Below are 12,963 nucleotides of genomic sequence, written 5' to 3'. Positions count from 1 at the left end.
CGCGCGCCGGCGGCGCAGGCGGTCATTGCGTCACGCGCCGTCGGTGGTAGCGCCCGCTCGCCACGTATGCGCACCACCGAGCGGGCCGGGGCACGTGGAAAGGCGGCGGTATCGTGGCGATCGTGGATCGTGGTGTCGCCGAGGTTGGCTTGTCCGATGTGGGCCGGGCGCGGGAGTGGCTCGCGGAAGCGGAGCGGAACCCGGCGGGGCTGCCGGACGAGGGATACGTCGCGCTGCTGCATGCCGACGGCTCGGAGCTGGAGCAGTTGTGCCGGTTGGCGGATTCCCTGCGACGGCAGACGGTCGGCGACGCGCTGACCTATGTCGTCAATCGGAATCTGGATACCGCTGTGGTCTGCGGCTCCGCGGCGCGGGAGCGGCTGGGTGCGCTGGTGTCCGAGGCGCACGCGCTGGGCGCGACCGAGATCTGCATGCAGGGCCCGCTCCCCGCCGACAGCGATGACGACTATCTGGCGCTGATCGCCGCCATCACCGAGACCGCTCCCCTGCATCTGCATGCCTTCCGCCCGGAGGAGCTGCTCGACGGCGCGGCGCGACGCTCGATGCCACTGCACGAATTCCTGGCGCAGGCCAAGGATTCCGGGCTCGGATCGGTCCCCGGCACCGGCGCGCGCATTCTCGACGACGATGTCCGCACCCGATTGAAGGGCGGCCCCGACCTTCCCGTGAGCCGCTGGGTCGAGGTGATCGAGACCGCGCATCGCGCGGGCCTGACCTCCACCTCGACCATGGTCTACGGACATGTGGAGACCCCGGCGCACCAGGTGGCCCATCTGCGCCTGCTGGCCGATATCCAGGACCGCACCGGCGGCTTCACCGAATTCATCGCCATGCCAATGGTTCCCGTGACCGCCGCATCGAGCTTCCTCGATCCCGCGGTGCCCGAGGCGCTGTGGCGGCGGACCCGGGCGGTCCATGCCGTCGCGAGGCTGCTGCTGCACGGGCGTATCGACAATATTCAGGCCGCGTGGCCGCGGCTGGGGCTGGCGGTGGCGGTCGCGCTGCTGCGCGGCGGCGCGAACGACGTCGGGGGTCTGCTGCTCGACGGCCGACTCGAGCCGGAGTCCGGCCCCGAGGCCGGTCTCAGCCTCACCGTCGCCGATGTGGAGCGGATCGCCGCCGAGCTGGGCCGATCACTGCGCCGGCGCACCACCGGGTACGGCGATGCCTGAGGCAGCGGATCCGGGCCTCGCCGAAGGACATTCGCCGACGCGGCCGGAACGGGTCGACGTTCTGATCGTCGGCGCCGGTTTCGCCGGTATCGGCATGGGCATCCAGCTGGCCCGCCGCGGCCGGGAGTCGTTCGTCATCATCGAGCAGGCCGAGGACGTGGGCGGCACCTGGCGCGACAACCGCTATCCCGGCGTGGCCTGCGACATCCCCGCCCACCTGTATTCCTTTTCGTTCCGGCCGAATCCGCGGTGGTCGCGGGTGTTCGCCGAGGGCGCGGAGATCCACGCCTACCTGCGTTCATGCGTCCAGCAGGAGCGGCTGGAACCCTATCTGCGGCTGAATTGCGCACTGGAACAGGCGCAGTGGGTCGAAGCGAAGGCGCGGTGGTTCGTCCGGACCTCGCAGGGCGACTTCTCGGCCGCCAACCTGGTCATCGCCACCGGGCGGTTGACCGAGCCCAAGATCCCGCCGGTGGACGAGCTGGAGAATTTCGGTGGCCGCCACTGGCATTCGGCCCGCTGGAACCCGAAGGTCTCCCTCGTCGGGAAGCGGGTCGGCCTGGTGGGCACCGGCGCCTCGGCGGTTCAGATCCTGCCGAGGCTGGCGAGCGAGGCCAGCGAGGTCGTGGTCTTCCAGCGCTCGGCCCCCTACGTGCTGCCGCGCGGCGACCGCTTCTACACCCCCGATGAACTGTCGAGCTTCGCCGCCGATCCGCGCACCATCACCGAACTGCGCGACGAATTGTTCGCCGAGGCGGAGCTCAGCATCGCCGCCCGGCGACGCCGTCATCCCGAGATCGATCTGCTGCACCAGCGCGCCATGGACCATCTGGCGGCCCAGGTCCCCGATCCGGGCCTGCGTCAGCAGCTGACCCCGGATTACGAAATCGGCTGCAAGCGCATCCTTTTCTCCGACGACTACTACGCGTCCCTGCAACTGGACACAGTGCGGCTGGAGCCGACCGAACTGACCCGCGTCGCTGACGGCCGGGCCATCGCCGCGGCCGGGCACGCCTACGACCTCGAGATCCTGGTCTTCGCCACCGGTTTCAACGCGACCCGGCCGTCGATCGCCAAGCGCATCCGGGGCCGCGCGTCGCTGCTGTCCGAACGCTGGAGCAACGGCATGGTGGCGCACGCCTCGACCACCGTCGACGGTTTCCCCAATATGTATGTGCTGGACGGGCCGAACGCGGCCCTCGGCCACAATTCCGCGATCTATGTGATCGAGACGCAGATCGACTACGTGCTCAGCGCTCTGGACCATCTCGCCACCAGCCCGGACACCGTTCTGGAGGTCACGCCGGAGGCGGTCCGCTCCTCCATGCGCGATATCGAGGAGCGCGCCCGCGACACGGTATGGACCCAGGGCCGTTGCACGAGCTGGTACCGGGACGAGCAGACCGGTCGGGTGACGCTGCTGTGGCCGGACTCCGCGGTCTCGTTCCGGCAGCGCAACGGGGCCTTCGACATCTCCGCCTACCGGTGACGCCCCGCCGCTCGGGACGGGGCCCGCGACATGGCGGCCATAGCGGCGGGGAGCCGACCGAGGCCGGATGGCACTGCCCAGCACGGTGATGACCATGGTGGTCAGCGCCGGTTCGGCATTGCCCCGCGCGCCGATGGTGGCGATCATTCGGTCATCTCGACAGACCGCGGCCGGAACGGCCGGGCCGCTAGAACAGCGACTGCGCGTCGGCGGCGATGACGAAGCCGTGGTCGCCGACCGTGCAGCGCACCCCCGACGTCATGGATTCGCAGATCACGCCGCGCACCCCGATGGTCTGGCCGTACTCCAGGACCTTGCCGCCGCCCTGGGTCGAGCCGTCGAGCGGCGGGCCGACGAACACGCCCTGATTGAGACAGCTGAATTGAGGTGTGGCGCCACGGATTTCGGCGGCCACCTCGTGAGCCGGATTATTGGCGCAGTCGAGTCCCGCTGGAATGACGGTGGCCTTGCGCAACTGGCATCCGACGGTGTGGAGGTTGTCCACGTAGATGCCGCACATGATGTTCTTGCTGGGCGATTGGAAATAGTAGTGGCCCTGTTCCATGAAGTCGCGGGCATCGACGTTCACGTCGTCTCGATTGGGCAGGGTCGTCGCCTGGGCGGGGGTGGTGCCGGGCGCGGAGTTCGGGGCCGTCGCGACGGTCGTGGTGACCTGCGCGGGCTGCGTGACCGGTGTGGTGCCCGGGGCACTCGCCGGAGTCCCGTCGGGCTCGCACCCGGCCAGGGCGCCGACCAGCAGGACGGCCGCGGCCGCGGTGAGGAACGCTCTCATGATCACTTCGCTTTCGATCGCTGGGACGAGCTGGGCGCCACGGGCAGTTCGATTGGCCCATAGGAACATTCGCGGTGGAGAACGAGGTTGTTAGTCCGCGTAATGACCCCACATCGACGGGCTTGACGGCATCCATCGTGCCCGATAGCCGCGACCGCTCCGCGCCGGGATGAACACTCGGCGGCTGGAGCGTTTCCACCGCGTTTCGCCGAGACCGGACCGGTCCCTCGGCCTAGGCTGGGGATATGACGCCGCTGCAGCGCTATATCGCAGAGGAAATCGCCACCGATCACGCCGAGGGCCTGCTCAGCCGCCGGGAGGCGCTGCGGCGGCTGGGGTTGCTCGGCATGGGGACACCTGCGGCGGTGGCGCTGCTGGCGGCCTGCGCCGACTCCGGCAAGAAGTCCTCCCCCACGACAACGACCGCTGTCAGCTCTCCCGCGACCACGACCGCAGCCGGCTCGCCCACGACCTCGGCGGCCGCGCCGCCCGGCACCGCGACGGCCCTGCAGCCCACCGCCATCACCTTCGCCGGCCCCGAGGGCCGCACCCTGCAGGCCGCGTGGGCGGAGGCCTCCCAGCCCCGGGGCGGCGTGCTGGTCATTCACGAGAACCGCGGCCTGACCGACCATATCCGTTCGGTGACAGGCCGTTTCGCGGGCGTCGGCTACTCGGCGCTGGCCGTGGACCTGCTCTCCGAGGAGGGCGGCACGGCGGCCTTCACCGATCAGGCGGCCGCCACCGCCGCGCTCGGCAAGATCCCCCAGGACCGTTTCGTCGCCGACCTGCGCGCGGGGCTGGCCGAGCTGCAACGCCGCGTCCCCGGAAAGCGGCTGGGCACCACCGGTTTCTGCTTCGGCGGCGGCCTGACCTGGCTGCTGCTCACCTCCGGTACCCCCGAAATCGCCGCCGCCACCCCCTTCTACGGCCCCTTCCCCGACGGTGGTGAGTTCACCGGTTCCAAGGCCGCCGTGCTGGCGATCTACGGCGCTCTCGACACCCGCGTCGACGCCTCCCGCCCGGCCGCCGAAGCCGCCCTCGACAAGGCCGGTCTCCCGCATGAGAGCTACATCGCCGACAATGCCGACCACGCCTTCTTCAATGACACCGGCCCCCGCTACCAGCCCACCGCCGCCGACGAGGCCTGGCGGCGCGTCCTCGACTGGTACGGCCGCTACCTCGCCTGACCTCGCCGCGAGCCGGATGCCGCCGGATGGTTCCATGGGCTCGTGGAATTGCGTCAGTTGCGGTACTTCGTGACCGTCGCCGAGGAGTTGCATTTCGGGCGGGCCGCCGAGCGGCTGCACATCGCCCAGCCGGCGGTGAGTCAGCAGGTGCGGCGACTGGAACGGGAGCTGGGCGTGCAGTTGCTGGATCGCTCGCCGCGCCGGGTGCGGTTGACCGAGGCCGGAGTGCGCTTCCTGCCGGCCGCTCGGGGCGTGCTGGCCGCGGCGGACCAGGCGCGGGCCACGGTCGTCGGGCTGGCAGGCGAGCGCGCCGCGGTATTCCGGTTGGGCACGGTGACGGGTCTCGGCGAGCGGCTGGACGCGGTGCTGGACGCCTTCGCCGGACAGGCCCCGCAGGTTCAGGTGGAACTGGTGGCGCTGCCGGTGCGGGATCGCCTGGCGCAGGTGGCCGATGGACGCTTGGACGCGGCCTTCGTGCGCTCCCCGGAACCCAGCGAGAATCCGAACCTGGACTTCCTGCCCGCCTGGGACGATCCGCTGGTGGTGGCCCTGCCCGCCAGACATGAACTGGCGAAACAGCATTCGGTCCGGCTGGCGGACCTGGCCGCGGTGCCGCTGCGGCTGACCGAGCGGCGCAACCATCCCGCACTGGTGGACCTGGTGCTGAGCGCCTGTGTGCGTGCCGGATTCGAGCCGGTGCCCGCGCCCACCTCCACCACCCTGCAGGACACGCTGGCCGCCATCGGTGCGGGTTCGCCCATGTGGACGGTGGTCTACGCGTCGAATGCCCGGCAAGTGCACAACTCCCGGGTCGCGTTCCGCCCCTTCGCGGATACGGACCTGAGCCTGCCCATCGCGCTGGCCGTGCGCGCGGATGCCGCCTCGTCGAACCTGCGCCTGCTGGGCGCGCTGCTCGCGGGCTAGACGATAACGATCGCTTATCGCTGTGTGCACGACCCGCCCATTGGTCGGAGCGCGAAATTCCGGTGAACTGTTCCCAGGCCACCGAACGGAACGAAACCCGGCAGCGGGAACGCCGAGATGGCCTGTATCCCAGCAGTTTTCATGAAGGAGAGCAGTCATGCCCATCGTCACCGTGCAGCAGGGTCCACGCACCGTCGAGCTGAAGCGAGATCTGGTCCGCCGCATCACCGACGCCTTCGTCGACGCCTATCAGATTCCGGCCGAAGCCGTGCAGGTCTGGATCCACGAGACCCCCGCCGACAGCTGGGGCACCGCCGGTCGCCTGACGGTCGACGGCAAATAGCCGGTACGCCGGCGGGTCGCCGGACACCGGACGGATGGCCGAAACCGACTGCGGCACATCTGAACCGACCCGCCGGTACTGTCAGATGTCGGAGCCGTGACAACCCGGCATCGACTGTGCATGATCCCAGGTAGAACCCTGTTTTAGTGATACAACGGCAGCATGACGGAGGATGTCGGCAGCGCCGCCGTACCGACGGCGGCGGGACGCTCGGTGGAATTCTGGGGCTATTGCATGTGGGGCCTCGCGGGACTGGCGATCGCCGTCTCGGAGCTGGCGTCGGTCTTCGGGCTGGCCGGCTGGCCCACCATCTCGAATACCATCGGACATCTGGAGACCAAGCACTCGGTGGTGCGGCTCATCGTCGTCACGGTGATCGTGCTGCTCGCGTATTACGCTGTCCCACAACTGGCCATCCCGCCCAAGACCACCCCGCAGAGGGTCGCCGGGCGCACCCTCACCGTGAACGGCCGTGTCACCAAACCGGATTCGCCGATCACCCTGCTGGGCGCGGGCTATCTGCTGGCCGCCGTCGTCACCTACGTGTTCGGCATCCTGTTCGCGGCCGCCGACCGCGGCATGCACGCGCAGTCCTACCTGGGCGCGTATGTCCTCTACGGATCGATCGCCCTCATGTGGGTCATCGTGCCGAGCATTCTGGCCATGTTCTTCAGCCGGGATGTCCCCTTTCCCACCCTGTTTCGCACCATCGGCTACCTGGAGCGCCGCGCCCATCCAGTCGCCGCGATCCTGCTGGCCGCACTCGTGGTGCTGCTCATCCACCTGGCCTTCTACCCTTGGCCCCGGGTCCAGAGCTGATCAGGCGGAAGAGCGAAAAACGTCGTCCCCGAACTATTTGCGCCCGCGTAGCAGCAGAAAAGCCGCGTATGCCGCGCCCGAGATGCCGATCACCGCGACCACACCGATGGTTGTCAGGATTGCGTCCACCCTTGTGATTCTAGGCTTTTCGGCGATTCCCGCAGGCGTGGTCGGCGAGTGACGCTGCCGCCGACTGCGAATCGTCAGCGAGTCGGTCACGACGGCGTGGCGGCAGTCGAGGACCCCGGTCCGATCGATCGCGCCCGCCCCTTCTTTGCCCCGGCATCGATCGGGCGCGGGTCCGGCGCGCCACACATGCCCGATCTCCGAAACAAGCGTATGCAGGAGTTATGGGTGGTCATCCGCAGCGGACCGCGTTCTACGGGATGTTGATGCTGGTCGGGGTCATGCTCACCGGACTCCGGGTCCGGGACTGGCCCTGGCTGTGGCTGCGGGCGCTGGGCTTCGCCGCGCAAGCGCGGGGAGGCGGAGCGGTCGTCATCGCGTTCATCATGACGTTCCGCGATCTCTCATGAGGCGGTCGGAGCTTTCTGCGGGCAATCCGCCCGAATCGGGTGTATCACAAATATTGCATACATAGCGATTCATGCATATGGTTTTTCGTCGGGCACTACCGAAGGAGGGCTATGGGCGAGCACGAGCATTCACACGGGCATGGACACGACCACGCCGGGCATTCCCACGGCGCGACCGCGGACAGCGACAGGCGCTGGCTGGCCGGCGCGCTCGCGGTCATCGTGGCCTTCCTGCTCGCTGAGGTCGTGGCCGGCCTGGTCGCCGGGTCGCTGGCGCTGCTCTCCGACGCCGCGCACATGCTCACCGACGCGGCCTCGCTCGTGCTGGCGCTGTGGGCCATCCGCCTGGCCGCCCGCCCCGCCGAGGGCCGCATGACCTATGGCTGGAAGCGCGCCGAGATCCTCTCCGCCCAGGCCAATGGCCTGACCCTGCTGGGCCTGTCGATCTGGCTGACCTACGAGGCCGTTCGCCGCCTCATCCATCCGCCCGAGGTGACCGGTGGCCTGGTGCTGGCCACCGCGCTGGCGGGCATCGTGGTGAACGTGCTGGCCAGCTGGATGATCAACCGCGCCAACCGGACCAGTCTCAATGTCGAGGGCGCGTACCAGCACATCCTCAACGACCTGTTCGCCTTCATCGCCACCGCGGTCGCCGGCCTGATCATCATGTTCACCGGCTTCGACCGCGCCGACGGCATCGCGACCCTGATCGTGGTGGTGCTCATGGTGAAGGCGGGCGTGGGCCTGGTCCGCGCCTCCGGCCGCATCTTCCTCGAAGCCGCCCCCGCTTACCTCGATCCAATCGAGATCGGCCGGGAAATGGCCGAGGTGGACTCCGTCGTCGAGGTGCACGACCTGCACATCTGGGAGATCACCTCCGGCACTCCGTCGCTGTCGGCGCACATCCTGGTCGCGCCCGGCGCGGACAGCCAGGCGGTGCGGGCGGCCGTCGCCGGCATGCTCGCCGACACACACCACATCGATCACAGCGTGCTGCAGGTCGACTACACCGACCATGAGGAATGCCCGGATACCGAACACGACCACATCCCGCACTGCCAGGACGCGCACGGCCCGGTGCATCGCAAATCGATCGCCACGAACTGATATCGACGGGAATCCGGATTCAGGCGGTGACCGAGTGCAGATCGGCGAGCCGGGCCAGCGCCGCCGCGGCCGATGACTCCGGCGCCGCGGTGTACACCACCAGCAGCTGATCGGGATCGCCCGGTAGCGCGAGGGTCTCGTAGCCGAGTTCGAGGCGGCCCACCTCGGCATGCTGAATCAGCTTGGCCCCGCGCGTCTTCTCCTTGATCGGGTGCGCGGCCCACAGGCGCGCGAAGACCGCGCTCCGCGCGGAGAGCTCCGCGACCAGCGCGGCCACCCGCGGATCGTCGGGATGCAGTCCCGCATCGCGCCGCAGGAAGGCCACGGTTTCGGCGGCCACCATCTCCCAATCGGGGTAGAAGGTCGGCGCGGCGGGATCGAGGAACAGGTAACGGGCCTGGTTGCGTTCCGCGGCGGGTACGCGCGAGAAGCCGGAGACCAAGTCGCCCAGCCCATTCCAGGCCAGCACGTCCATGCGCCGCCCCAGCACGAAGGCGGGCGCGGTGAGAGCGTCGAGCACAAGGCGGACACCGGGATGGACGGTGTCGCTGTAAACGCTCGACACCGTGGTGGGATGGGCGTCGACAGTGCCAACCGGGCGCGCCAGCGCGTACAGATGCAGGCGCTCGGGATCGCTCAATCGCAGCGCGCGGGCCACCGCGTCGAGCACCGCGTCCGAAACATGTTTGCCACGACCCTGTTCCAGGCGGATGTAGTAGTCGACACTCACCCCGGCCAGCTGCGCCACCTCCTCGCGGCGCAGGCCGGGGACCCGGCGGCGACCGTATTCGCGCAGTCCCGCGTCCGCGGGCTGGATGCGGGAGCGGCGAGAGCGCAGGAAGTCGCCGAGATCGTTCTGCATGCGAACCAGCGTACGAACTCATCCTGGTACCGGCAGACCCAGGAAAGCCGCGCCCCTCGTTGCCATCTGCGCGCGCTCACAGGATGAATGCACACGCAGAAAGCGAAGGAGCATTCGAGATGAGCTACGAGAACCTGTCCGGCCGCACCGCCGTCATCGCCGGAGCCGCCAGCGGCATGGGAGAGACCACCGCACTGCTGCTGGCCCGCAACGGGGCTCGGGTGGCGCTGCTGGCGCGGCGCGCGGACCGGCTGGAGACCCTGGCCGCCAAGATCGAGGCCGCGGGCGGGACCGCGCTCGCGGTGCCGGTGGACGTCACCGACCCGGCGAGCGTGAGCGCGGCGGCCGCGACCGTGCACGCCGCGTTCGGCCCTGTCGATCTGGTGGTGAACTCGGCGGGGGTGATGCTGCCCAACCCGATCACCGCGGGCCGCGAGGACGAGTGGACCCGCATGCTGGACACCAATGTGGCCGGTCGGCTGCGCGTGATCCGCGCCTTTCTCCCCGATCTCGTGACCGCCGCCGACACGGGCCGCACGGCCGACCTGGTGAACATCTCCTCGATCGGTGCTCACGTGGCCTTCCCCGGCTACGCGGTGTACGGGGCCACCCAGGCGGCCATCACCCAGCTGTCGGCGTCGCTGCGCGCCGAACTCGGCGCGCGCAAGGTGCGCGTCACCAATATCGAGCCCGGCCTCACCGATACCGAACTCGGTGATCACATCGACAATGCCGAGCTCAGCGGCCAGCTGGACGGCATGTTCCAGGTTATGGAGTCACTGCGCGCCGACGACATCGCAGATCTGATCGCCTACACCACCAGCCGTCCGGCGCACGTGAACCTGCGCCAGGTCATCGTCCTGCCGACCCAGCAGGCATGAGCCGGACCGTGGCTGCCGCCCGGCCGAACCGGCCGGGCGGCAGCCACTTCCATCAGGACAGCGCTGCCGCCGTATTCAGCACGGTGGCGGTGCCGTAGCCGACGAGCTGTCCGATGGGCAGCGCCCCGAGCCGGCCGTGATGGTCCAGTTCGCCGTCGCCCCGCCAGCAGCCGAGTTCGCCGGTGCGGAACATCCGGTCGCCGCGCGCGCCGAACGGGTCGGCGACCAGGCGCGTGCCGGTCAGGCCGGGCCGGTGATGGTAGCCGCGCGCCAATCCCGCACCGGCCACATAGATTTCGCCGACCACGCCGGGCGGCAGCGGATTCATCTTCTCGTCCAGCACGTAGCAGCGGGCTCCGACCACGGGCCCGCCGATGGACACCGCCACGTGCGGCGCGACCGGGCTCAGCGGGCGGCTCATGGTCGCGCACAGGCCGGCCTCGCCCCAGCCGTAGCCGCTCACGAACGACCGCCCGGCCGACCAGATTTCGGTCAGCTTGGGCGGGCAGGGCGCCCCCGTGGTGGCGAGCAGCCGCAGCTGCGGCAGCGGTTCCGCGCCGGGCAGGGTGGCCAGCAGGTGCGGGGTGAGCACCGCGTGGGTGACCCTGGCGTCCACCATGAGCTCGAACAGGTCCGCGCCCGCGAAGGGTCCGGCCGGGGCGAGCACCAAGGTGGCCCCGGAGGCCAAGGCCAGCAACAGTTCCCACACCGCGGCGTCGCGGCCCGGCGCGGCGGCGGCCAGCACCCGCGCGTCCGGGTCGGAGTCACAGCGTTGCGCCTGGGTCACCACGAGGTGGGCGAGTCCGGCGTGGGTGACGGTCGCGCCCCGCATGATGCCGCTCGACGAGTGCGGATAGACGACATAGGCCGGGTGTTGCAGGCGCAGCGGCCGCATCCGCTCGGAGTCGGTGACCTGGATCGTGACCGGCGCCGACCGCACCCCGGCCGGACCGGGCGCGCTCTCGCCACTCGTCCGCCGCGGCGGCGCGTCCGTATCCTCCGCCCTCGGTTCCCGGACTCGTGCGCCGACGACTTCGGGTGGGTCACCACCGTCCGCGCGGCGTCGCACGGCGTGCGGGATCGGATCGAGCGGCAGCCACTCGCCGGCGGCCAAGGCGGGCAGCAGATCCCGCCGGTCGTCGGTCGTAATCCCGCCGGCCACACCGGAATCCGCGAGGATCGGGGCGATACGGGTGGTCGGCGCGTCGGGGTCGATCGCCAGGAAGGCGGCCCCGGCGTACGCCACCGCGCACACCGCCACCGCCCATTCCGGCGACCGCGGCAGCGCCACCGCCACCACGTCCTCGGGGCCGAGGCCCGCGCCGATCAGCCTGCGCGCCAAGCCGTTCGAATGCTCGGCGAGCTCGCGGTAGGTGAGGGTGAGGTTCCCGCACACCACGGCCGCGGCCTCCGGATCGTAGGACGCGGCGCGGATGAGCAATTGGGGCAATGTCAGCGCGACGGCGGTGCCGGTGTCGTTCCACCGCCGTAGCCGCCGTTGCCAGTCGTAGGGCGAGGCGGCGGACTCGCCGGCGTCGCAGGTGAACGCCGGTGCGGTATCGCGAACGTCCGGAGAATCGGCGAGCATTGTCCCTCCCGAAGTCGAGACCTGCGGATTGCGCCCGGAGCGCGGCGGTTCACGCTCCGACTGCGGACAGTACCGCACTGGGGCAGCAAGTCCACCGCTATTCGCTTCGCGCCGTAGATGGACGGATGATCAGTCAAACCGACCGAGCGGAATTCGAGACCATGCCGCCCAGCCGATACACCGGCGCCGCCCCCGCCACCGAGGTCAGGCCGTGCACACCGCGACCCGGCCGAGATTGCGGCGGGTCTCGATGAGCGCGATCGCGGCGTCCATCTCCGCCAACGGCAGCACGGTGTGACGCGGGCGAATCCGCCCGGCCGCCAGGAGATTCCACAGTTCGACGCGCCAGGTGTCCAGCAGATCGGCGCGGGTGCGACTGAGCAGGCCCATGGAGAATCCGGTGACGGTCTTCAGCTCGCCGAGCAGACTGCCCGACTCGATCGCACCGCCGAAGGCGCTGAACGCGATCAGACGACCGTTCGGGCCAAGGGTTTCCACACAGCGCTGCGCCATCTCACCGCCGACGCCGTCGAGGACGATGTCCACGCGTTCGGTCCAGGCCTCGTCATAGGTGACGACCTCGTCCGCTCCGCAGCCGCGTAGAAAATCGGCCTTGTCCGCGCTGCCGACGGCCGCGATCACGCGTGACGCTCCCAGCGCCCGGGCAAGCTGCACGGCCAGATGCCCGACACCACTGGCCGCACCGGTGACCATGACCGACTCCCCCGCGGTGAACCGGGCCGTCCGCAACAGACCCAGCGCGATGACCCCGCCGCGCACCAGCGCCAGCGCGTCGGCGGCATCCACCCCGGCGGGGATCTCGGACATCAATTGCGGTGCGGCGAGGGCGAATTCGGCGTACGCGCCCTCGAAGACCACACCGCCGACCCGCTTGCCGACCCACTCAGCGAGGTCAGGTCCGGCCGCCACGACCGTGCCGACGATCTCGCCGCCGTCGGGGCCGCTGTCCCGCTGCAGCATGCGCACCAGGCCGAGGTGGACGCCCGCCAGCTCGGTACGCACCAGCAGCCGGCCCGGGCCAGGCATGAGCTCCGCGGCGGTCACGACGGCGGGAGTGCGGCCGGAGAACTGAATCTTGCGCATGGGCAATGCCTTTCGGTGGGCCAGGCGGATCGCAGCTTATTAGGTCGCACACAAAATTAGTTTTATACGGTTCTTATGTCAAACCCAATATTTTCGTCGCCACATAGGCACTGATCAGGGCAACAAAAAGACGCGGC

13 protein-coding genes are annotated in these 12,963 nt (G+C 69.7%); 9 read left to right on the top strand and 4 right to left on the bottom strand.

Annotated features, from left to right (window positions below):
• The first annotated feature begins 122 nt into the window (after window positions 1-122).
• Together GLP40_RS01180 and GLP40_RS01175 are read left to right on the top strand one after the other, a co-directional pair.
• A complete protein-coding gene (locus GLP40_RS01180) occupies window positions 123-1,193 on the top strand; it encodes an FO synthase (protein WP_328289552.1) in 1,071 nt (356 codons plus the stop codon).
• Window positions 1,186-2,682: a flavin-containing monooxygenase gene (locus GLP40_RS01175; RefSeq protein ID WP_154785930.1), complete on the top strand. Its 1,497-nt coding sequence runs from the start codon at window positions 1,186-1,188 to the stop codon at window positions 2,680-2,682. Before GLP40_RS01180 ends, GLP40_RS01175 begins: the two co-directional genes overlap by 8 nt.
• Window positions 2,683-2,869: 187 nt before the next feature.
• Here GLP40_RS01175 and GLP40_RS01170 read toward each other — a convergent pair whose 3' ends face one another.
• On the bottom strand, window positions 2,870-3,475 hold the full coding sequence (locus tag GLP40_RS01170; RefSeq protein WP_230329138.1) for a hypothetical protein: 606 nt from the start codon (window positions 3,473-3,475) through the stop codon (window positions 2,870-2,872).
• 245 nt (window positions 3,476-3,720) lie between these two features.
• On the opposite strand from GLP40_RS01170, the gene GLP40_RS01165 reads away from it, so the two are divergent.
• The 6 genes from GLP40_RS01165 (at window position 3,721) to GLP40_RS01140 (ending at window position 8,391) form a co-directional block, all read left to right on the top strand.
• Window positions 3,721-4,662 carry a dienelactone hydrolase family protein gene (locus GLP40_RS01165; RefSeq protein ID WP_154785929.1) on the top strand — a complete coding sequence of 314 codons (942 nt, stop codon included), beginning with the start codon at window positions 3,721-3,723 and terminating at the stop codon, window positions 4,660-4,662.
• 42 nt (window positions 4,663-4,704) lie between these two features.
• Window positions 4,705-5,586, top strand: a complete 882-nt coding sequence (locus GLP40_RS01160) for a LysR family transcriptional regulator (protein WP_328289551.1) — start codon at window positions 4,705-4,707, stop codon at window positions 5,584-5,586.
• Between the two features lie 157 nt (window positions 5,587-5,743).
• On the top strand, window positions 5,744-5,929 hold the full coding sequence (gene dmpI, locus GLP40_RS01155; protein WP_154785928.1) for a 4-oxalocrotonate tautomerase DmpI: 186 nt from the start codon (window positions 5,744-5,746) through the stop codon (window positions 5,927-5,929).
• A gap of 162 nt (window positions 5,930-6,091) precedes the next feature.
• A complete protein-coding gene (locus GLP40_RS01150) occupies window positions 6,092-6,748 on the top strand; it encodes a hypothetical protein (protein WP_154785927.1) in 657 nt (218 codons plus the stop codon).
• 350 nt (window positions 6,749-7,098) lie between these two features.
• Window positions 7,099-7,284, top strand: coding sequence for a hypothetical protein (locus tag GLP40_RS01145; RefSeq protein WP_154785926.1), 186 nt, complete (start codon window positions 7,099-7,101; stop codon window positions 7,282-7,284).
• Between the two features lie 111 nt (window positions 7,285-7,395).
• The gene (locus GLP40_RS01140) at window positions 7,396-8,391 is read left to right on the top strand and encodes a cation diffusion facilitator family transporter (RefSeq protein WP_154785925.1); all 996 of its coding nucleotides are present in this window, start codon (window positions 7,396-7,398) and stop codon (window positions 8,389-8,391) included.
• Window positions 8,392-8,410: 19 nt separating this feature from the next.
• Here GLP40_RS01140 and GLP40_RS01135 read toward each other — a convergent pair whose 3' ends face one another.
• Window positions 8,411-9,253 (bottom strand): helix-turn-helix transcriptional regulator, encoded by an 843-nt coding sequence (locus tag GLP40_RS01135; RefSeq protein ID WP_154785924.1) that lies wholly within the window; start codon window positions 9,251-9,253, stop codon window positions 8,411-8,413.
• 119 nt (window positions 9,254-9,372) lie between these two features.
• Here GLP40_RS01135 and GLP40_RS01130 point away from each other — a divergent pair, with 119 nt between their 5' ends.
• On the top strand, window positions 9,373-10,134 hold the full coding sequence (locus tag GLP40_RS01130; RefSeq protein WP_154785923.1) for an SDR family oxidoreductase: 762 nt from the start codon (window positions 9,373-9,375) through the stop codon (window positions 10,132-10,134).
• Window positions 10,135-10,186: 52 nt separating this feature from the next.
• On the opposite strand, the gene GLP40_RS01125 is transcribed toward GLP40_RS01130, so the two are convergent.
• Together GLP40_RS01125 and GLP40_RS01120 are read right to left on the bottom strand one after the other, a co-directional pair.
• Window positions 10,187-11,722 carry an AMP-binding protein gene (locus tag GLP40_RS01125; RefSeq protein WP_154785922.1) on the bottom strand — a complete coding sequence of 512 codons (1,536 nt, stop codon included), beginning with the start codon at window positions 11,720-11,722 and terminating at the stop codon, window positions 10,187-10,189.
• A gap of 204 nt (window positions 11,723-11,926) precedes the next feature.
• Window positions 11,927-12,826 (bottom strand): quinone oxidoreductase family protein, encoded by a 900-nt coding sequence (locus GLP40_RS01120; RefSeq protein ID WP_154785921.1) that lies wholly within the window; start codon window positions 12,824-12,826, stop codon window positions 11,927-11,929.
• Window positions 12,827-12,963: the final 137 nt, after the last annotated feature.

It is taken from the genome of Nocardia aurantiaca (assembly GCF_009708175.1).
Classification (GTDB): Bacteria; Actinomycetota; Actinomycetes; order Mycobacteriales; family Mycobacteriaceae; genus Nocardia; species Nocardia aurantiaca.
This window is presented reverse-complemented; position numbering and strand designations above follow the sequence as displayed.

Bases quoted from the DNA above. Each gene is read 5' to 3' on its own strand.
- GLP40_RS01175 (WP_154785930.1), top strand. From the start codon at position 1,186: ATGCCTGAGGCAGCGGATCCGGGCCTCGCCGAAGGACATTCGCCGACG.
- GLP40_RS01165 (WP_154785929.1), top strand. From the start codon at position 3,721: ATGACGCCGCTGCAGCGCTATATCGCAGAGGAAATCGCCACCGATCAC.
- GLP40_RS01135 (WP_154785924.1), bottom strand. From the start codon at position 9,253: ATGCAGAACGATCTCGGCGACTTCCTGCGCTCTCGCCGCTCCCGCATC.
- GLP40_RS01140 (WP_154785925.1), top strand. From the start codon at position 7,396: ATGGGCGAGCACGAGCATTCACACGGGCATGGACACGACCACGCCGGG.
- GLP40_RS01125 (WP_154785922.1), bottom strand. From the start codon at position 11,722: ATGCTCGCCGATTCTCCGGACGTTCGCGATACCGCACCGGCGTTCACC.
- GLP40_RS01120 (WP_154785921.1), bottom strand. From the start codon at position 12,826: ATGCGCAAGATTCAGTTCTCCGGCCGCACTCCCGCCGTCGTGACCGCC.
- GLP40_RS01150 (WP_154785927.1), top strand. From the start codon at position 6,092: ATGACGGAGGATGTCGGCAGCGCCGCCGTACCGACGGCGGCGGGACGC.
- GLP40_RS01130 (WP_154785923.1), top strand. From the start codon at position 9,373: ATGAGCTACGAGAACCTGTCCGGCCGCACCGCCGTCATCGCCGGAGCC.
- GLP40_RS01170 (WP_230329138.1), bottom strand. From the start codon at position 3,475: ATGAGAGCGTTCCTCACCGCGGCCGCGGCCGTCCTGCTGGTCGGCGCC.
- dmpI (WP_154785928.1), top strand. From the start codon at position 5,744: ATGCCCATCGTCACCGTGCAGCAGGGTCCACGCACCGTCGAGCTGAAG.
- GLP40_RS01145 (WP_154785926.1), top strand. From the start codon at position 7,099: ATGGGTGGTCATCCGCAGCGGACCGCGTTCTACGGGATGTTGATGCTG.